This is a genomic window from Acinetobacter sp. ANC_7511, from assembly GCF_056779975.1.
Genome location: NZ_JBWYIY010000003.1, coordinates 1 through 20,843, shown reverse-complemented (window position 1 = coordinate 20,843; position 20,843 = coordinate 1). Strand labels below are relative to the sequence as shown.

Here is a 20,843-nt window from a genome sequence, read left to right as displayed (position 1 = left end):
CGCTACGATCAACTTGCTTGCTGCATTACTTTAATTATATTCAAATTGGTATCATACGTTGTTGAGTGCAATCTGAGTTGATCAACTTGATACTTCTGTGAATGAATATCTGTTAAAAACAACCAATCTGCACTCAATTGCGTAGAATCAAAGCTCAATTTTAAATAGCCTCGTTGATTCAAATTACAAAAGCTTAATTCATCAATCAATTGGATAAACACTTGTTCAAATTGTTGCATTAAGTTTTCAGGTAAATTGAGATATTTCTCCATACCTGGTGAAGAAACTGAACTTGTTGCTAATTCAATCCCCACCTTCTCACCATTTTGTTGATGTAATGCAGACTCCCACGCATTATGGGTATCTCCAGCCAACACAACAACTTTCTTCTGATACTGCTCATACAAAGCATAAACACGCTCACGCTCAGCATAATAACCATCCCAAGCGTCTAAATTATAAGGAATCACGGTAAGGATTCTTAATAATTCAGCTTCAGTTAAGCTCGGGTCACTATTTTTATAACGCAATTTAATCGCGACCAACTCCATCAGACGTTTTTGAGCTTCTATTAAAAAGTTGTCATCTACCATTCCACTTTTGGCAACATTTAATATTTGCAATACTTCAGCAGGTACCAACATTTTCGCCATCAATACTTGCTGACCCAATACATTCCATATTGCACGAGAACTCTGAAGACTATTCGCCAACCAATTTAACTGATCTATCCCTATTAGCTGTCGCTGCTCATTCAATAATGCCGCTCTAAATTGCTCAACATTTAGATTTTCACCATCCATAAATGAAGCAAAAGCCAGTTGCTCATCTCGTGCCAACATACGTGTATCTAGCATATTAAGTTGAACTAAATCACCAAAATTAAACTGACGATAAATATGAAGAATATCGTTATTGCTTTTTTCGCGGATTGGCATCCACTCAAAATAAGCGGTTAGGGCTGCTGTTCTTCGTGCTACGAAATCTCCCTCTAAATCAGGTTGATGATTCTGCGCACCAGCTCTCCATGCATCATTTGTCAGCTCATGATCATCCCAAATCAGAATAAATGGATGACGTTGATGAACCGCTTGTAAATCAGGATCTGTTCGATATTTTGCATAACGTTTTCGATAATCTTCTAGACGGTAAATCTCGTTTTGATTATCCACATCGAGTGTTCTACCAAGCTTTTCGGCTTGTTCAGCTGCATACCCATCTTTGCCATATTCGTAAATATAGTCACCCAGATGCAGCACAGCATCCACGTCCTGCTTCGCAATTTCACGGTACACATAAAAATAACCAGCAGGATAATTTGAGCATGAGCATACCGCAAAGTTAACCGCATTGGACTTGGTTGCTAAGGTCTTCGTACGACCAATTGGAGAATGTATCTGCCCATATTTAAATCGGTAATAATAACGAGTATCGGCACTCAAATTAAGTACATCGACTTTCAAGCAAAAGTCTTTAGCAGCAGAAGTCTTGATTTTCCCCATCTGAACAATATTTGAAAAATTCTCATCAAGTGCAATTTCCCAATCTAATTCATATGTTGCCGCCACATCTGTAGGTGTTATTCGCGACCAAAGAATTATTCGATCCTGTAATGGATCTCCACTCGCCACTCCATGCAAAAAATCAACTTTATGCTCATTGCTGGTTTGACCATCGCCATTACATGCTGTAATCAGAACAGGCAGTGAAATCGCACCTAATCCAGCCAATGAATTTTTAATTAATGCGCGTCTTGAGATTTTATTTTTCATTTTATTTACGAATTGGCGAGTTATTTTAACTTCGAACTTAAACCGTATTTATGAAGCTAAAATTGCAATCAGATGACAATTTAATGTACAAATATCATAAACCATCGCCCCAAAATTTATATTTTTTAATCTAATAAATGCAAGTTGATTGAAAAGAAAGCAAATAATACGATTTTCTCTTGCCAAGCTTAAAAGTGTCCTCTATTATTGCGCACATGCCCGAGTGGTGAAATCGGTAGACACAGGGGATTTAAAATCCCCCGCCCTCAAAGCGTGCCAGTTCGAGTCTGGCCTCGGGCACCATTCTTCTGATAGAGAATAATGGTGTAAATAAAGAACCCAGCGTAAGCTGGTTTTTTTATGCCTAGCGTTTAGCCACAACAATAACAACACAAAAAAAATAGAGAGCGATTTACCACTCTCTATTTGAAACAAGTTCTTCCATTTCGATATCTAAGAATCCCTCTTCCTGAACGACCATCATCATTGCCTCAGCAATATAGTCTGCTGCTGCATCATCAAGAGAAGAATCAAGATCTTCGAACTGAGGTTTCATCTCATTAATTTCCGCCACAATATCATTGGCGATTTGATAAATCTCAGCATCGGAATTCACCTTAGATACCTTCTTTGAGAATTTTTCAATGAGTTGCTGAATTTCAGCCACGAGAATATCAGGATAATATTCATCGTCGAACATCGGGAGAAGTACATCATTCAACATATTAAAGCTCAAGTAATAGCATTAACAAAAACCGAGCTTATATAACACAAGCTAGACATTAAACCAACAATAAAAACGAGGAGTAAATCTCACTTTTAATCAAAGTATAACTAAGCTAATATTTTCATTGATGATTTTAACCGTCTTAAATCTGCCTTTAATTTAACTAACACTATTCATTGCTGCCCAAATTTGAATAGCTTGCACCATTTCTTTTACATCATGTGCTCTGACCATACATGCTCCTTGCTGTATGCTTAACAGATGCCCCGTCACCGAACCCACTGCACGTTCATGGGCAGGTACACCACCTAAAGCTTCACCAATAAATCGCTTACGAGATAATGCAGAAAGCATTGGATAGCCCAACTCATTTAATTTATACAACTCTTTTAATAATTTCAGGTTTTGATGTGCATTTTTTGCAAATCCGAAACCCGGATCAATCATGATATTTTCAGGTTTAATTCCTGCATTTAATGCTGCATCTAATCGAGTTTGCAATTCTGAAATCACATCTAAAGTAATATCATCATATTGATCCAACTGGTTCATTGTGGTTGGCTCACCACGCATATGCATGATAATGACTGGAATATCTAATTCCGCAGCTGTTTCTAAAGCATGTGGCTTTGTTAATGCTCTGACATCATTCCAAATATGCGCTCCAGCTTTAACCGCCTTTTTAATCACTTCTGGTTGAGAAGTGTCGATTGAGATCACTACATTCAATTTTGACAACGCTTCAACGACCGGAACTACACGATCTACTTCATCTTGAACATCAACAGCAGATGCGCCAGGGCGAGTTGACTCACCACCTACATCAATAACACTCGCCCCTTCAGCAATCATTTGCTTTGCTCTCTCTAGTGCCGCCTCTACACTATTGTGTTTACCACCATCACTAAACGAATCTGGCGTTACATTTAACACACCCATTACATGAGGCTTTGACAAATCAAGTTCCAATGCACCACATTTAAGAATCTGATTAGGTAAAGAGATAAGTTGCATATTGATGTTCCTAGAAAATCTATTCACATGATATCAAGTAAAATTTAAACATGAGGGATAATTTCAACACAAAAAAAAGAGCCTCATAAGAGGCTCCTTCATTTTAGCTTGCTGGTAAAGGTGGAGGCGTTGAAGGACCATCTGTAGGGGTTACATCTACAATTGGATTCTCAGCCACATATACCTTAGGTGGTTGAGGTTCACGACCTTCCATAATGTCACGGATTTGATCACGATCAATCGTTTCCCACTCAAGCAAAGCTTTTACCATCGCATGGGCAATATCTTTATTATTTTCTAAGATATCACGTGCAACTTTGTACTGCTCATCTAGGATACGGCGAATTTCACGATCAACTTCAAGTTGAGTCGTTTCAGAAATAGTACGACCACCTAGACTACCCATAAATGACTGTTGAGCATCTTCTTCATAAACCATGACACCCATCTTGTCAGACATACCGTACTTAGTCACCATTGCACGCGCCATTTTTGTTGCACGTTCAAAGTCATTAGAAGCCCCAGTCGACATCTGATTAATGAAAATTTCTTCTGCAATACGACCACCAAACAGAATAGAAAGCTCATTCAACATTTTGTCTTTGTAATGACTGGTTTGATCAAACTCTGGAAGCTGCCAAGTTACACCTAATGCCCAACCACGTGGCATGATCGTGACTTTATGTACTGGGTCTGTGCCTGGAAGCATTTCAGCTACAATCGCATGACCTGCTTCATGATAAGCCGTTGCGCGACGCTCTTCTTCACGAAGAACCATTGATTTACGCTCTGGCCCCATATAAAGCTTATCTTTTGCATCTTCAAAGTCATGCATATCGACCGTATTTTTATTACGACGTGCAGCAAATAACGCAGCTTCATTGACTAAGTTTGCCAATTGCGCACCAGAGAACCCTGGAGTACCACGTGCCAATACTTTGACATCCACACCAGTCACTGAAGGTAATTTTTTCAAATGCACATTCAGGATTTGCTCACGACCTTTAATATCTGGAAGTCCAACCATCACTTGACGGTCGAAACGTCCCGGACGAAGCAAAGCTTTATCTAGAACGTCAGCACGGTTAGTCGCAGCAATAACGATGATACCTTCATTACCTTCGAAACCATCCATTTCTACCAACATCTGGTTCAAGGTTTGTTCACGCTCATCATGACCACCGCCAGTACCTGAACCACGATGACGACCCACCGCATCAATTTCATCAATGAAAATGATACACGGCGCATGGCGTTTCGCTTGCTCAAACATATCACGTACACGTGATGCACCAACACCAACGAACATTTCTACGAAGTCTGAACCTGAGATACTAAAGAATGGAACCTTAGCCTCTCCAGCAATCGCTTTCGCAAGTAAAGTTTTACCTGTACCCGGTGGACCTACCATCAGGACACCGCGAGGAATGCTCGCACCAAGACGCTTAAACTTTGTTGGATCTTTCAAGAAATCAACAATTTCAACGACTTCTTGTTTCGCTTCGTCACAACCCGCAACATCTGTGAAAGTGACTTTGATTTGGTCTTCTGAAAGCATTTTTGCTTTTGACTTACCAAAACTCATCGGGCCGTTTTTACCACCAGCACCGCCACCCATGTTGCGCATAAAGAACATGAATAACAAAATGATTAAAAGTACTGGAAAGCTTGCGATCAAAAGCTGCATCAATAAACCTTGACGTTGCGGAGCAGTGCCCTCAACAACGACATTATTTTTGATGAGATTCGGCATTAACTCAGGATCTTGAACCGCAGGACGAATACTCTCAAATGGAGAACCATTTACTTTTTCGCCACTAATTCGTTCACCGTCAATGGTAACTTGTTTAATTTGACCAGCATTAACCGCTGCAACAAATTCTGAATAGTTCAATGCAGCAGGCTTATCACGGTCACTAATGTTGCTGAAAATTAATATCAGCACACCAAGTATAACAAGCCATAAAACGGCATTCTTAAAGAGATCGCTCAAAGCTTTATTCCCATATCAATCTAATTTGATCATGCCCAAAATTGGGTGACCTTTAACAAAAAGCGAGTAAATCAATTTCGCAATAAAATATTCAAAAGGTACAAAATGCACATTTTTTAGCGACTTGGCAAGTCACTTTATTGCGATTTCTTTTTACGGCCCTGTCCAATTAAAAAAACTTCCTTCGAACGAGCACGCGAGGCAGCAGGCTTTGCAGTTTTTAATACTTCAAAACTGTCTACAACTTCCTTACGGAATTCGTCAAAACCAGTTCCTTGGAAAACTTTGACAACAAACTGTCCTTTCGGACCTAAAACTTTATTGGCAAAGTCTAATGCAAGTTCACACAAATAAATTTGTCGAGGTTGATCAACGGCCTTATTACCTGATGTATTGGGGGCCATATCTGAAATTACAACGTCTACAGTTCGTCCATTTAAAATATTTAACAATTTTTCGAAAACTTCCTCTTCTCGAAAGTCTCCTTGCAGGAACGTCACATCTGGAAGTGCATCCATTTCCAAAATATCTGATGCAATCACTAAACCTTTATCACCCACTAATTTTCCGGCGATTTGGGACCAGCTACCAGGTGCAGCACCAAGGTCCACGACAGTCATACCAGGTTTAATGATTTTGTATTTCTCTTGGATTTCAAGCAATTTATATGCAGCACGCGCACGATAACCTTCCTTTTGTGCTTTTTTCACAAACGGGTCATCTAAATGCTCTCTCATCCACGCACGACTACTTTTGGATAACTTCTGATTGGTAATGCGTGTTGCCATAACTCTTTAAATACACGTAATCATCTAACTTTTTATTGTACGTGAATTTTATCCCCCTTGCAGTATTCATCTGTATCTAATTCAAGATTATCGTTTATGTTTTTTTGATTTAAGTTGATCGATTATTTCTGAGAAACATAAGCGTTTGATCTCTTGATTTGCTATACTAAGTCGTTTTTAAAATTAGGTTATCTTTATGGCGGCTTTATCAATTCAGGAACGCAAACGTTTGCGTCAAATCGGACATGCACTTAACCCAGTGGTAATGTTAGGTGGTCAAGGTTTAACTGAAAATGTCATTGAAGAAACTCAACGTGCTTTAAATGATCATGAGTTAATTAAAGTAAAAATTGGCGGTGAAGATCGTGATGCTCGTGCAGCAGTCATTACTGAAATCGCCGAAGTCACTGGTGCAGAGGTTGTTCAAACCATTGGAAAGATTGCACTTTTATATAAGAAAGCGGCAAAACAAAATCCTAAACTTTCGAATCTTGTTCGCCACGCACATCTTTCTAATTAATTTGAGTTGCATTGAATGGCAAGTTACGAACTAAATTCTTTTGACCGTTACTTTGATATCTCCCTGGTTGGTGCAATTGAACAAGTGAGTCCATATACACTAAATGTGGGCTATTGGTTACGTGACCCAAATCAATACTTAGTCTATCCGGAAATTGTAGCTGGACATCCACGACGAGATTTTCTTTGGGAAGAAACCTGCTTTGAAATTTTCATTGGGGTGAAAGATCAGGACTTTTATCGTGAAGTCAATCTCTCCCCTTCTCAAGCTTGGCAAGCGTATCAATTTGAAGAGTATCGTTACCCTGAAGATATGCCACCGCAAGCAGCTTATGACATAGAACTGAATTCACTCAAAAAGACGCACTATGGTTTAAATGTGAGCCTTGATCTAACGGAGTTTATGTTAAAACATAAATTGAAATGGCAGGATATTTTTATTGGCTTATCCGCTGTATTAAACACATCGCAAGCTAAACATTATTATGCGATGCAGCATAGTAGTCCTGAGGCTGACTTCCATAACAAGCGCGATTGGTTGCATCAGTTTTAAAAAAATAGTGAGATTTAATCTCACTATTTTTTTTACCCCAATATTTAAGTTCTATAGTTGTAGACTCTTCCCACCTCTTTTAGAGTTAAGTTTTATACAGCTGATCTCAACGTGTTATATCTAGTTATATTTGTAATTCCTGTTATTCATTTCTAATTTCAAAATTGTCCTTAATCACTTGAACAGCCAAATCTGCTCTTAAATATTTCTTCACAAACACCGAAGTAGCGTCAAATCTCTTTAAATTCGATCTCGGTTTAATTTTTAAAACCCAGCATGCTAACTACCAATTTCATCTTTGAATAATTGAACCTACGCTTTTAACAAGCAATTCAATATTTACCTCTATTTTCCATATTTAATCAGTCCTTTCTAAAATACTTGTAAATTGACCTAATTAGTACTTTTTTCGAACTTTTAGGAAGCATTTGGAGCAACTTCAACATTTGTTCTATTTAACAAATCAGCTTTTCAGAAGCTTTGTTATTCTGTTTCAGAAACTTAGCTTATTAATTGTAAGTCTACATAAATTTTGATAAATCGTGATAAAACTTAACTTTTGAATTATTAAACAATTCTTACATTCTTAGACTTTTGTCCAAAGTTTAAAAAGCAGACTTTTAAACAAATTACAAGGTATATATCTGACGAATTCAGGTTTATTTACGTGGACTTTATCAAGGTGTTTGCGTATAATGCCGTGTTAAGTTCAAGCGAGCAGATGTAAGGAGGGTGGGTTTTAAAGTAGCCTTCCTTTTTTTTCGTCTACTCGCTTTTTTACAGCCTAAATTTCAGGAGCTTTGGTTTGAGCACCCCAGCAATTTTAGCCCTTGCCGATGGTACGATCTTTAAAGGAACGTCAATCGGTGCATCGGGTAGTACGACTGGTGAAGTCGTTTTCAACACTGCCATGACTGGCTATCAAGAAATTTTGACTGACCCAAGTTATGCACAACAGCTTGTTACGCTTACCTATCCACACATTGGTAACACAGGTTGTAATGATGAAGACGCTGAGTCAGGTCGAATTCATAAAGTATGGGCAAACGGATTGATCATTCGTGACCTACCTTTATTGCACAGCAACTTCCGATCTACGCAATCTTTAGGCGAATACTTAAAATCTCACAATGTTGTCGCTATCGCTGACATTGATACACGTAAACTGACACGTATTTTACGTGCTAAAGGTGCACAAAACGGTTGTATCTTAGCTGGTGAAAATATTACAGAAGAAGAAGCTTTAGAAAAAGCTCGTGCATTCGGCGGTCTGAATGGTTTAGACCTTGCGAAAGAATGCTGTGATCCAAACGGTTTCGAATGGACGGAAGGTTCTTGGAAATTAGGTCAAGGTTTCTCCCAACCAGAAGCAAAATTTCATGTTGTCGCATATGATTACGGTGTCAAAACCAACATCTTACGTATGCTCGCAGACCGCGGTTGTAAATTAACTGTTGTGCCTGCACAAACTCCTGCTGAAAAAGTTCTTGCTCTAAATCCAGATGGCGTATTCTTATCGAATGGTCCTGGCGATCCTGCAGCATGTGACTATGCAATTGAAGCTGTAAAAACAATTGTTGAAGATGCTCGTAACGTACCTGTATTTGGTATTTGTTTGGGTCACCAAATTCTTGCTCTCGCTTCTGGCGCTAAAACGGTGAAAATGCCTCATGGTCACCATGGTGCTAACCATCCTGTACAAAACATCGAAGATGGTACAGTGATGATTACTTCTCAAAACCATGGCTTCGCAGTGGATGCAGAAACATTACCTGCAAACCTTAAAGCGACGCACAAATCATTGTTCGATCAAACTCTTCAAGGGATTCATCGTACAGATAAGCCTGCGTTTAGTTTCCAAGGTCACCCGGAAGCAAGCCCAGGTCCACATGACTGCGCACCATTGTTCGATCATTTCATCGAACTTATTGAAGCATCTAAGAAGTAATTGAGGAGCAAATAATGCCAAAGCGTACGGATATTAAAAGCATCTTAATTATTGGTGCTGGTCCAATTGTTATCGGTCAGGCGTGTGAGTTTGACTACTCAGGCGCACAAGCATGTAAAGCATTACGTGAAGAAGGTTACCGTGTAATTCTGGTAAACTCTAACCCTGCAACGATCATGACTGACCCTGCAATGGCAGATGCAACGTATATCGAGCCAATCACTTGGCAAACTGTTGCAGCGATCATTGAGAAAGAACGCCCAGACGCAGTTCTTCCAACAATGGGTGGTCAAACTGCATTGAACTGTGCCCTTGCCCTTGATGAGCATGGCATTTTAGAAAAATTCAATGTTGAATTGATTGGTGCAACGAAAGAAGCGATCGAAAAAGCGGAAGACCGTAAACTTTTCGACCAAGCAATGCGTAAAATTGGTCTTGAATGTCCAAAAGCAGCAATCGCTGAATCGATGGAAGAAGCTCTAGAAATTCAAGCACGTTTCGGCTTCCCAGTGATTATCCGTCCATCATTCACCATGGGTGGTTCAGGCGGTGGTATCGCATACAACAAAGAAGAATTCCTTGAAATCTGTGAACGCGGTTTCGATCTTTCTCCAACCAAACAATTATTGATCGATGAATCTTTAATTGGTTGGAAAGAATATGAGATGGAAGTTGTTCGTGACAAAAACGACAATTGTATCATCGTCTGTTCGATTGAAAACTTTGACCCAATGGGCGTACACACAGGTGACTCAATCACTGTTGCACCTGCACAAACATTAACAGATAAAGAATATCAGTTAATGCGTAATGCATCTTTAGCAGTGTTACGTGAGATTGGTGTAGAAACAGGTGGTTCTAACGTACAGTTTGGTATTTGTCCAAATACTGGCCGTATGGTTGTGATCGAGATGAACCCACGTGTATCTCGTTCTTCTGCATTGGCTTCAAAAGCAACTGGTTTCCCTATTGCGAAAATCGCTGCAAAACTTGCTGTAGGTTATACCCTTGATGAGCTTAAAAACGACATCACTGGCGGTACAACTCCAGCATCTTTCGAACCTGCGATTGACTACGTTGTAACTAAAGTTCCACGTTTCAACTTTGAGAAATTCCCACAAGCTGACGCAACTTTAACCACACAGATGAAATCTGTTGGTGAAGTGATGGCGATTGGTCGTAACTTCCAAGAGTCTATGAACAAAGCACTTCGTGGTCTTGAAGTGGGTGCAACTGGCTTTGATGAAAAAATCGAAGTGGGTGCGGAAGGCGCGCGTGAGAAAATCTTACAAGAACTTCGTGTTCCGGGTCCTGAGCGTATTTGGTATGTTGCTGATGCTTTCCGTCACGGCTTTACATTAGAAGATGTATTCCAAGCGACTAAGATCGACAAATGGTTCTTGATCCAAATCGAAGACATCATCAAAACAGAAAACCAAATCAAAACTTTAGGTTTTGGCGATCTAAATGCGGACAACATCCGTTCATTTAAACGTAAAGGTTTATCTGACCTTCGCATTGCGAACTTGATGGGTATTTCACAAAAACAATTCCGTAAACATCGTTGGAATTTGGGCGTAACCCCAGTTTACAAACGTGTAGATACTTGTGCTGCTGAGTTTGAATCAGACACAGCGTATATGTATTCAACTTACGATGACGAATGTGAATCAAACCCGTCTAGCAAAGACAAGATCATGGTGATCGGTGGTGGTCCTAACCGTATTGGTCAAGGTATCGAATTCGATTACTGCTGTGTACACGCGGCGCTTGCGATGCGTGAAGACGGTTATGAAACAATCATGGTGAACTGTAACCCTGAAACGGTTTCTACTGACTATGACACATCTGATCGCCTGTACTTCGAACCAATTACACTCGAAGATGTGTTAGAAATCGTACGTATTGAGAAGCCAAAAGGCATCATCGTACAGTACGGTGGTCAAACACCACTTAAATTGGCTCGTGCTTTAGAAGAAGCTGGTGCACCAATTATTGGTACATCTCCTGATGCGATTGACCGTGCAGAAGACCGTGAACGTTTCCAACAAATGATTCAACGTCTGCAACTTCGTCAACCAAACAACAGCATTGTAAAATCTGCTGAAGAAGGTATGGCTGAAGCAGCGAAAGTTGGCTATCCACTTGTAGTACGTCCATCATATGTACTTGGTGGTCGCGCGATGGAAATCGTATACAACGATGAAGAGTTACGTCGCTATTTACGTGATGCTGTTCAAGCTTCTAACGATGCCCCTGTTCTTCTTGACCGCTTCCTAGACGACGCGATCGAAGTTGACGTAGACTGCGTATCTGACGGTAAAGACGTGGTGATCGGCGGTATCATGCAGCACATCGAACAAGCAGGTATCCACTCAGGTGACTCTGCATGTTCGATCCCTCCTTACTCTCTTTCTAAAGAGATTCAGGACGAAATGCGCCGTCAAACTATCGCGATGGCGAAAGAGCTTGGTGTTGTTGGTTTAATGAACGTACAGTTTGCTGTTAAAGGCGAAGACGTTTACATCTTAGAAGTGAACCCACGTGCATCACGTACAGTTCCGTTTGTATCTAAGTGTATCGGTGAGTCTTTAGCGAAAGTCGCTGCACGTTGTATGGCGGGTCAATCTTTAGAATCTCAAGGATTCACTACAGAGATTATCCCTGAGCACTTCTCTGTTAAAGAAGCAGTGTTCCCATTCAACAAGTTCCCTGGTGTTGATCCAATCCTTGGGCCTGAGATGAAATCTACAGGTGAAGTAATGGGTGTTGGTAAAACATTTGGTGAAGCATTCTATAAAGCTGTATTAGGTGCAAATGAGCGTTTACCAGGTCTTCCAACGGAAGGTGAAGTTAAACATGCGTTCATCTCTGTACGTGATTCTGATAAACCACGTGCAGCAGGTATTGCAAAACAACTTGCTGATTTTGGTTTCAAAATTCTTGCAACTGGCGGCACGTATGACGTGATTAAAGCTGCTGGTATTGAATGTGAACGTGTAAATAAAGTGACTGAAGGTCGTCCAAATATTGTGGACCGCTTGAAAAATGGCGAAATACACCTCATTATCAATACAACAGAAGGTAAACAAGCTCAGCAGGATTCGTTCTCAATCCGCCGTTCTGCACTTCAAGGTAAGGTCTATCATACGACTACCCTTAATGGTGCAGATGCAGTTTGCCAAGCTTTAGCAATCAAATTGCCAATGGATGTATATCGTTTGCAAGACTTACAAACAGTAGGTTAATACACTACCAAGAAGTCCCGCCACCTCTTGGTGGCGGGCTTTTTTTCATTTATAGACTTAGTATTTTTCATACTTACTTTTTTGAGGGACAACTATGCAACGTTATCCTATGACACCTCAAGGCAAAGAAGCGCTTGAGAAAGAATTACACCAACTTAAAACTGTAGATCGTCCTCGTATTACAGCAGCGATTGCTGAAGCACGTGAACACGGAGATCTCAAAGAAAACGCGGAATACCACGCTGCACGTGAGCAACAAGGTTTCTGTGAAGGCCGTATCCAAGATATCGAAGGAAAATTGGGTGCTGCACAAGTGATTGACGTTAAAGAACTTGAGCAAAATGGACGCGTTGTTTTTGGCGTGACTGTCACAATTGAAAATTTGGATACTGAAGAACGTAAAACGTATCAAATTGTTGGTGACGACGAAGCAGATTTTAAAATTAACAAAATATCTGTGAATTCCCCTATCGCGCGTGGTCTTTTGGGTAAAAACGAAGGCGATGAAGTTAAAATTACGACACCTCAAGGTGAAGTTGAATACGAAATTGTGAGCGTAGAATATCTTTAATTCTTGATATTTTAGGCTATAAACCCCTCTGATGAGGGGTTTTTTATTTTCATTTTAATTGATTCATTGTTTTTGCTAGATGCACTTTTCCAGCTTCATGAAGCTTCGTAATAACATTACGAAAATCTTTTTCCTCTCTATTTTGACTTAGTTTTGATTTAGCAATGATTCTTTCAATTTTAATTTCAAATACAACAAAATGGTTGAGCATTTCCATCAAGAAATCTTTTGGTGCATCTGCCATTTTCCAAGCATTTTTACCATTCGTGATACGTTCATGTTGTTGGGTGAGTTGACCTAATACTGCAAGTTTAGTTTTCTGATCATGAAAAAACTGAATTTCACCATTAATGTGTACAACTTGATAATTCCAAGTAGGTACTTTTTTGTGATCTTCAAATTTTGAAGGATAATAATTCGGTGAAATATAAGCATCCTCTGCTTTAAAGATGCATAGTATTTGATTATTCAAAATCGAATGATTGAATAGTGTATTCTGCAATGAAACATGTCCTCTCAATGTTTGTTCATCTACTAATATGAGCGGGATATGTTCAGCAATTAACCCTGTTTGGGTCTGTGCGACCAAAGATGCAAGAGGATACTCCTTTATTATTCTATATATTTCTTCAGGTCTATCTTCTCTAAATTCTGTTTCAACAAACATAGCTTTTCCATTCTTCTAATGCTCAATGAATATAAAAGTTTTTATTCAGGATGTAAGTTTTAATTGGTATATAATGCCCTAAAATATTCTCCTTTTATTTCACCATGTCTGAAAAGCTGATCAACTCGCCTGTCAATCATTGGTGTGAGTTCGAATTTATTTCTAAAACGGTAAAAAATCCGAATATTCATATCAAAGGCAATTATAGCTATTACTCAGCATATTGGGATGAAGGTTTTGAGCGTTGTGTGGTGCGTTATCTACATGACAAAGCTTCGACACCAGAAAAACCCATCGATCAGCTTTATATTGGCAATTTTGTCTGTTTTGGTGCTGAGTGCGTCATCATGATGGGCGGAAATCAGTTACACCGTACCGACTGGATTTCGGCATTTCCTTTTGATACGCGTTGTTTTGTGCCTGCTGGCGATACTGTCATTGGTGATGGTTGTTGGATTGGTAGTCGTGCCATGATTATGCAAGGGGTAAAACTTGGTGAAGGCGCAGTGGTGGCAACTGGTGCTGTCGTCACCAAAGACGTGCCACCTTATGCTGTCGTAGGTGGTGTACCTGCGAAAATTATTAAATATCGCTTTTCTGAACAAGATATTAAAAAACTGCTTTCTCTAAAACTTTATGATTTAGACGAAAAGCAGTTTTTAAAAATGCGTGAACAGTTGCAGACCGATAATATTGAAAATTTAGTGAAGTACATTACATCATCTACGTAAAATTATATTAAGATTGTAGTGCTTCTTCTCTTGCAACCAAATTAATTTCTTCATGTAAATAAATATTGTCATCATCATGGAAAGTAATTGGGTTGACAGTACACTTAATGTATTCATCGTAAGATTTACCATATATATCTTGGTATTGAACTTTGAACATCCTTACCAAATTGTGTTTTCCCTCACTTAATTCTTGCGCGAACTTACCATCAACTTCAAAAACTATAATAAAGTTTTCTGAATTCTCAAGTTTATACTGTTTTCTTTGAATATAGGGTTGTCCTTTACGAGATCTAATTATCAAATTTCTTGCCCTATCACCAAAGTTCTTAATTGTTAAAGTAAACTCGATTCTTCTTTCCTCATAAATATCAATGACATTATCATCTACATCAAATATAGGCTCATCAATTAAATAATTCTTCGTCACTTTAAAAGCATATTCAAAATAAGGTTGCACTTGAAAATGCTTTTGCTGAAGTTCTTCTTCGTACACCTTAGTCAAACGTGACTGCTGCTCTACAGAAGCCTGCATTTCTTTTACTTGCAATTCCAATGCTTGAGTCGTTTTTCCTAACTCAGTTGCTTGAAGTTTTAAAGCTTCTGAATTTTGCTTAAGGCCTTTGCCCTGTTGATAAAAACCTCTAACCAACCAAAAAAATGCTAATGGAGCAAAAGCTCCCGCAATAAAATCACCAAATTCATTTAAATCTTTAGGTATTACACCGTTGTGAATTTTTAAATAGATAAAAATTAACCAACCAAAAGTTATCGCCCATGATAAACAACTTCCAATATTCACTTTAATCCATTCAAAAAACTTCTTATTCATTAAATATAGAATTCAGTTGCTTATTTTCCAAATATCTTATCATTATCACTCTTAAAGACATAAAAAAACCCACTCAAACGGAGTGGGTTTTCAAAATATAGTCGCTAAAGTAAGGCTAATACTTTTTTTAATTCTAAATATCAACTCTAGAGTTTATAGAGATCTGAAACACCCATAATTACATCTCTACTCATTACAATACTTTCAAATTGATCTTTTTATGATTCAGTTAATCAAATTTCATTCTTCATAGTTCGTTACTATCTTATATCTCTAAAATTTAAGATAATAAATCAAAAACAATAACTTAATATAAAAAACCATAGTTTTACACTTGGTTTTATTTTGAACAATTAAGGTCTATGATGAACTTATACACTTTTAATTAAAACGGTTAAAAAAGGAGAACAACATGAGTTATCAACATATCCTCGTTCCAGTGGATGGTTCAGAAGTAGCACTCAACGTCGTTCAGCATGCTGTTGATTTGGCTAAAGCATTTAACAGCAACATTACTGTTGTTCAAGTGATGACACTCGATCCCTATATCGCAGCAGAATATCTCTCAGATGGGCAGTCGAATCTTTTAATAGAACGAGCACGAAAATTTATTGAAGATAACCTAGCTCAAGCTAAAGCAAAGTTTAATGAATATGGAGTAGACGTAGAGACTAAAATACTCGAAGGAGAAAGTATTCACCGCACAATAATGAAGTCAATTGATGAGCTTAATATTGATCTGATTGTTATCAGCTCGCACGGTCGCTCAGGATTCAAGAAATTAATTATGGGCAGTGTCGCACAAAGCCTCATCACTGAAGTCAATGTACCTGTTTTTGTCGTAAAGCAATAATAACGGATAGCTCCGTATACCATCATACGGAGCTACTCGAACCATCCAAAAACTTTAAAATCTATTTTGCCATTGTTAAACACAATACCCTCTTTAAGCAATCTAGCTTGCTGGCAATTAAAACCTTGATCATCCAAACGCAGATGACTAATTTTACCTTGCGCATTAATGACACGATGCCAAGGCAAGTCGCTACTCACATCTAATTGATTCAAAACACGACCAACCAAACGGGCATGTTTAGGCAGTCCTGACATCGCAGCAATTTGACCATAACTGGCTACTTTCCCATAAGGAATTTGTGATACTGTGGCCAAGATCAACTGTGCCATTTCCGCTGATACTGATCGATTCATCAATAATTGACCTATAGTTTATCGGATGATTGATTTGAGCAAATGCATTTCATAACAGACTCACTTAATCTAAATTTGCACAATAACAATACACAGAGAAATACAATGAAAAGGATATTTTCACACTTACTTGCTGCTTCAATTGCAGTCGGTACAATCTCTATTACATCGACAACTCAAGCCGCGCCAAGCAGTATAAATATACAAAATATTTTACAACAAGAACGTGCTTGGGCTGGACTGAATACCAAGCGCATTAAAGTCTCCGACATCGATTGGGCTTACAGTGAAGGTGGAACCAAAGGCAAACCAGTACTTATGCTTGTGCATGGTCTTGCAGGCAGTCGGGATAATTGGAACCGAGTCGCTCGCTATCTGACACCACATTATCACGTCATTATCCCTGATTTACCTGGACAAGGTGATAGTAAAGTAGCTGCAGATTTTGATTATTCAATTCCAAATCTAACCGAAAAATTACGTCGCTTTGCGGAAGCCATTCATGTTGATCAAAATCTAAATGTTGCCGGTCACTCCATGGGCGGTGCTGTAGCATTACTTTATGCAGCTCAGTATCCAATCGATACTAAATCATTACTACTCATTAACAGTGCAGGTGTATTTAAATCTGCCAATACGCCTTACTTAAAAGACCCAAACTTACTCAAAAATTTTATCGTTTCTAAACCTGGAGATTTTGATCGATTATTTAAAATTGCTACGCAGCAACCTCCATTTATACCGAACGAACTGAAAGTCGAACAAGAAAAGCTCATGATATCCAATGTTACGAATAACACGAAACTCGTTGAGCAACTTATTCTCATGTCCAAATCATTTACACCTGAAACATTTGCGCTAGCTGCTCGTTCAATCGATCAACCAACACTCATCATTTGGGGAGATCGTGATCAAATTATTAATGTAGAAGCTGCAGCTGAACTGAAAGGATTACTGAAAAATGCTCAAGAGCCTATCATCTTAAAAGGTGTAGGTCATACACCAATATTGGAACAAGAACAAATCCTCGTACAACATTATTTAAATTTTCTTAATCTACTCAAATAAGTTATAGACAATGAATGGGACATTTTAAATGTCCCATTTTTTTTATTCTTGAATAAAAAAAGAGGAACCGAAGTTCCTCTTTTTCACATTAGTCTATTAGAACAACAAGTGGTTTTTGTTCAACAAGTCTTGAAGTGAAACATCAGTATTGTTGAAAGTAATGAGGTCAACCTTGTTATAAGTTGTACCTGCACCATCACGATCAATACTTAACTTCGTATTGTTTCCATCTTTCTCGACAAAGATGAATTTATCAATGTTTTGAGCAGTTGCACTATCAGATAACAACTCAGAAACATCAATCTTCACATTGCTGCCTAATTGGAAGTCATTGATTGTGTCAACACCGTTACCACCGTTATGGCTGTTGTCATTTAACACATTAAAGATCAACTTATCCAAACCTTTAGCAGAAACTGTTTCATTCAAGTAAGTAGAATTAAACTTACCTGCTGTTTCATTCGCCAATGCATCAGCATCATTCGCATTTGCTTCTGGTGTGAATTTGCTCCAAGCCAATGGTGAACCTGATTTAGAATCAATTTGAAGTACTAATTGAGCTGTATCAGACTTACCAGTTACAGGATCAGTAATCGTGTATTTAAAGACATCCGTTTTACCAATCGCGTTTAAGTTTGCATTTGGCTTATAAGCGTATGTACCGTTTGCATCGATAGTTAATGTACCAAACTCGCCTTTAATTGTTGTTGCACCATTAATCGCAACACCATTTACAGCTTTCACAACAGCACCGGCAACTACAAGATCTTTACCATGTACAGCATCAAGATCAGTAATCACATTACCTTTCGCTTCAGTGATTGACTTCACAACAGGCGTTGTACTTGTATCAGTTTCTTTAATTACTAAATTAGTCTGTACATAACCTGGTAAAGAAGCCAGATTAGCGTTGCTCATTTCAATACGATATTTACCAGTAGATAAATCATCTAAGTTGATATGTGCGTACTCACCAAAAATTCCAATAAAGTCAAATAAACCAGAAGACTTGTCGTTCGCAATCAGCACCCATTTACCTGAACTATCTTGCTTGTAAAGGTTAATCTTCACAGAGTCAAACAATGTTGCCCAAGATGCAGACTTCACTTGAAGCTGTACGTCAGCTGTTTTATTAGCACCGATTGTAAACTCTGTAGCACCACTCGTTTTACCAAGCGTAATTCCGAGGAAGCCAATCAACCAGTTATATGAAATCGCATCTTTAATGAATTTCTCTGTAACAGGATACTCGTATTCAATACCAGCTTTAGCAACATTATCAATGGCATCCAACGGAATGTTTGGAGCAGTCACTTGACGTGGTGCAGATTCACCCGCTACATCAGAAGCTGTCACGTATACATTTTGTCCATCGTTTAAACTTGGTATCAACTTAATTGAGTAGTTTCCATTGCTATCCGCAGTGGTTGTACCAATCACGTTGTTGTTTGCATCTTTTACTTTAACAGTTGATAAAGCTTGTGCAGTACCTGTTACTAATGAACCATCTGCATTAAATGTTGCCGTTGGCGCATCTGGAGGAGTCACATCCAAATCGAAGCCGATGCTTGATGAAGGACCGACATTTCCAGCTTCATCAATCGCTTTAGCTTCAACGATAATTGTACCTTCTGGTAAATTATTGTTGATTGGATATGTCCAATTACCATTTTGATCAGCAGGAACAAGTGCAGAATCAATAATTCGACCTGTAGAGTCCTTAATCACTAATTCGACAGTAGTATTCGCTTCAGCTTTACCTGTTAATACTGGTTTCAAGTCACTTGGATCTGTAATTGGATTAATAATCACAGCATCAGGAGCTTGAGTATCAACTGTTAATTGCTGAGTTTCAGTTTTTTTGTTCTTAGCTAAATCAGTAGATGTTACTTCAACTGTGTAATTTCCATCCGCTAAATCTCTTGGCGGTGTAAATGTCCAATTGCCTGAGCTATCTACAGAAGCTGGTGCATCTACAACAGTATTTCCATTCTTATCTTTAATCACGACTTGAACTTTAGAATATTGTTCAGTTGAACCAGAAATTGCTGGAGTAGTATCGTTTGTAGGATATAACTCTTCAACTGACAAATCAGGTGAAAGTGTATCTACACCAAATTTTAAAGAAACTGTACGGCTAGTATTACCAGCAGCATCACGTGCAGTAGCTACAAGTGTATATATACCATCTGCTAAAGGTTCTGATGGTTTATAACTCCAACGGCCTGCAGACAACACTGCTAAACCACTAGATACCACAGCACCGTTAGCATCTTTAATCTCTACAGCAACCTCTTTAGGATTATTTACTGTATTACCACTAATCGTACGTTGTGGATCATTAGTATAATTAATACTTGGATCAACCGCCGTTACTTGAGATGCTGTTACTACTGGTTCAGCAATAAATAATGAGCGTGCAGCGAAAGCAGAGAATGCAGCAATTTGAGGCTCAGCAGCTAATGATACTGCCTGTACAGATGCAGCTTCACTCACATCCCATGCAGCTTCTTCATCATCCCAAGGATCGATATCTAACCAAGGATCATTATCATCTTCCCACGGATCAATATCGATATCTGGTGGTGTCAAGTCGATTACAAAATCTTGTTCCGTTGGATTACCTACGTTTCCAGCTTCATCTTTAGGAGTAGCTTCGATTTTGTAGTCACCTTCTTCCAACTCAGCTTCTGGTTTATACGACCATTTACCATCTTCTCCAACTTCAACAGTGGCCTTCTCTTCGAAGCCATCTGGACCGGTGATCACGATATCCACTAGCGAACCTTTCTCACCTGTTCCTGTAATTTCAGGTTGAGGATCATTCGATTCGAAATCATCACCACCAATTGGATCAATAGTAATGTCAGAAGGAGGTGTTGTATCAACTTCTAACTGTTCTTTAGAAGTATCACCTTTGTTACCCGCTTTATCAGTCGGAGTTACTTCAATATCGTAATGACCTTCTGGTAATTCTTCAGTCGGTGTATACGTCCAGTTACCTTCTGGATCAACTTCTGCTTTACCTTCAGAGACAATTTCACCGTCTTTGTCTTTGATCACAACATCAACTATCGCTCCTGGTTCTGTTTTACCAGTAATTTCAGGAGTGGTATCGTTTGTTGGCTTAAGCTCATCGATGGTTAATTCAGGCGCTACTGTGTCAACCTCGAAGCTCTCTGGCTGAGATTCACCTGTGTTAC

At 38.8% G+C, this 20,843-nt stretch carries 17 protein-coding genes and 1 tRNA gene; 9 read left to right on the top strand and 9 right to left on the bottom strand.

Annotated elements, in window-relative coordinates; translation table 11 throughout:
- Nucleotides 1-8 precede the first annotated feature (8 nt).
- On the bottom strand, nt 9-1,772 hold the full coding sequence (locus AC1M9L_RS02650) for an alkaline phosphatase D family protein (RefSeq protein WP_481591253.1): 1,764 nt from the start codon (nt 1,770-1,772) through the stop codon (nt 9-11).
- Between the two features lie 217 nt (nt 1,773-1,989).
- On the opposite strand from AC1M9L_RS02650, the gene AC1M9L_RS02645 reads away from it, so the two are divergent.
- Nucleotides 1,990-2,075, top strand: a tRNA-Leu gene (locus AC1M9L_RS02645).
- A gap of 109 nt (nt 2,076-2,184) precedes the next feature.
- On the opposite strand, the gene AC1M9L_RS02640 is transcribed toward AC1M9L_RS02645, so the two are convergent.
- The 4 genes from AC1M9L_RS02640 to rlmE form a co-directional block, all read right to left on the bottom strand.
- Entirely contained in the window at nt 2,185-2,496 is a 312-nt protein-coding gene (locus AC1M9L_RS02640; protein ID WP_035266912.1) for a DUF5713 family protein, read from the bottom strand.
- Between the two features lie 162 nt (nt 2,497-2,658).
- Nucleotides 2,659-3,513: a dihydropteroate synthase gene (folP, locus tag AC1M9L_RS02635; protein ID WP_481586561.1), complete on the bottom strand. Its 855-nt coding sequence runs from the start codon at nt 3,511-3,513 to the stop codon at nt 2,659-2,661.
- Between the two features lie 103 nt (nt 3,514-3,616).
- Nucleotides 3,617-5,506 carry an ATP-dependent zinc metalloprotease FtsH gene (gene ftsH, locus AC1M9L_RS02630; protein WP_035266907.1) on the bottom strand — a complete coding sequence of 630 codons (1,890 nt, stop codon included), beginning with the start codon at nt 5,504-5,506 and terminating at the stop codon, nt 3,617-3,619.
- 137 nt (nt 5,507-5,643) lie between these two features.
- Entirely contained in the window at nt 5,644-6,294 is a 651-nt protein-coding gene (rlmE, locus tag AC1M9L_RS02625; protein ID WP_035266905.1) for a 23S rRNA (uridine(2552)-2'-O)-methyltransferase RlmE, read from the bottom strand.
- Between the two features lie 196 nt (nt 6,295-6,490).
- On the opposite strand from rlmE, the gene yhbY reads away from it, so the two are divergent.
- The 5 genes from yhbY to greA all read left to right on the top strand — a co-directional run bounded on the left by yhbY (nt 6,491) and on the right by greA (nt 13,133).
- Complete coding sequence (gene yhbY / locus AC1M9L_RS02620) at nt 6,491-6,814, top strand: ribosome assembly RNA-binding protein YhbY (protein WP_035266903.1); 324 nt, start codon at nt 6,491-6,493, stop codon at nt 6,812-6,814.
- Between the two features lie 15 nt (nt 6,815-6,829).
- Entirely contained in the window at nt 6,830-7,366 is a 537-nt protein-coding gene (locus AC1M9L_RS02615) for a DOMON-like domain-containing protein (RefSeq protein WP_092765927.1), read from the top strand.
- A gap of 805 nt (nt 7,367-8,171) precedes the next feature.
- Nucleotides 8,172-9,314 carry a glutamine-hydrolyzing carbamoyl-phosphate synthase small subunit gene (carA, locus tag AC1M9L_RS02610; protein ID WP_035266900.1) on the top strand — a complete coding sequence of 381 codons (1,143 nt, stop codon included), beginning with the start codon at nt 8,172-8,174 and terminating at the stop codon, nt 9,312-9,314.
- Nucleotides 9,315-9,328: 14 nt separating this feature from the next.
- Nucleotides 9,329-12,562, top strand: coding sequence for a carbamoyl-phosphate synthase large subunit (gene carB, locus AC1M9L_RS02605; RefSeq protein WP_180028121.1), 3,234 nt, complete (start codon nt 9,329-9,331; stop codon nt 12,560-12,562).
- 94 nt (nt 12,563-12,656) lie between these two features.
- Entirely contained in the window at nt 12,657-13,133 is a 477-nt protein-coding gene (greA, locus tag AC1M9L_RS02600) for a transcription elongation factor GreA (protein ID WP_035266896.1), read from the top strand.
- A gap of 49 nt (nt 13,134-13,182) precedes the next feature.
- Here the strand turns inward: greA and AC1M9L_RS02595 are convergent, their stop codons facing one another.
- Nucleotides 13,183-13,800, bottom strand: a complete 618-nt coding sequence (locus AC1M9L_RS02595) for an FMN-binding negative transcriptional regulator (RefSeq protein WP_481591252.1) — start codon at nt 13,798-13,800, stop codon at nt 13,183-13,185.
- Between the two features lie 104 nt (nt 13,801-13,904).
- On the opposite strand from AC1M9L_RS02595, the gene AC1M9L_RS02590 reads away from it, so the two are divergent.
- Nucleotides 13,905-14,531, top strand: a complete 627-nt coding sequence (locus AC1M9L_RS02590; RefSeq protein WP_481591251.1) for a CatB-related O-acetyltransferase — start codon at nt 13,905-13,907, stop codon at nt 14,529-14,531.
- 7 nt (nt 14,532-14,538) lie between these two features.
- Here AC1M9L_RS02590 and AC1M9L_RS02585 read toward each other — a convergent pair whose 3' ends face one another.
- Nucleotides 14,539-15,363 carry a hypothetical protein gene (locus AC1M9L_RS02585; RefSeq protein ID WP_228143061.1) on the bottom strand — a complete coding sequence of 275 codons (825 nt, stop codon included), beginning with the start codon at nt 15,361-15,363 and terminating at the stop codon, nt 14,539-14,541.
- 412 nt (nt 15,364-15,775) lie between these two features.
- Between AC1M9L_RS02585 and AC1M9L_RS02580 the strand changes: the two genes are divergently transcribed.
- Nucleotides 15,776-16,216 (top strand): universal stress protein, encoded by a 441-nt coding sequence (locus AC1M9L_RS02580; protein ID WP_092765923.1) that lies wholly within the window; start codon nt 15,776-15,778, stop codon nt 16,214-16,216.
- A 32-nt stretch (nt 16,217-16,248) separates the two neighbouring features.
- Here AC1M9L_RS02580 and AC1M9L_RS02575 read toward each other — a convergent pair whose 3' ends face one another.
- The gene (locus AC1M9L_RS02575) at nt 16,249-16,572 is read right to left on the bottom strand and encodes an MGMT family protein (protein WP_481588556.1); all 324 of its coding nucleotides are present in this window, start codon (nt 16,570-16,572) and stop codon (nt 16,249-16,251) included.
- Nucleotides 16,573-16,677: 105 nt separating this feature from the next.
- Here AC1M9L_RS02575 and AC1M9L_RS02570 point away from each other — a divergent pair, with 105 nt between their 5' ends.
- Nucleotides 16,678-17,640 (top strand): alpha/beta fold hydrolase, encoded by a 963-nt coding sequence (locus tag AC1M9L_RS02570; RefSeq protein WP_092765922.1) that lies wholly within the window; start codon nt 16,678-16,680, stop codon nt 17,638-17,640.
- A 96-nt stretch (nt 17,641-17,736) separates the two neighbouring features.
- Here AC1M9L_RS02570 and AC1M9L_RS02565 read toward each other — a convergent pair.
- Nucleotides 17,737-20,843, bottom strand: a 3,107-nt coding sequence (locus tag AC1M9L_RS02565; RefSeq protein WP_481591250.1) for a BapA/Bap/LapF family large adhesin, incomplete at its 5' end; no start/stop codon positions are given.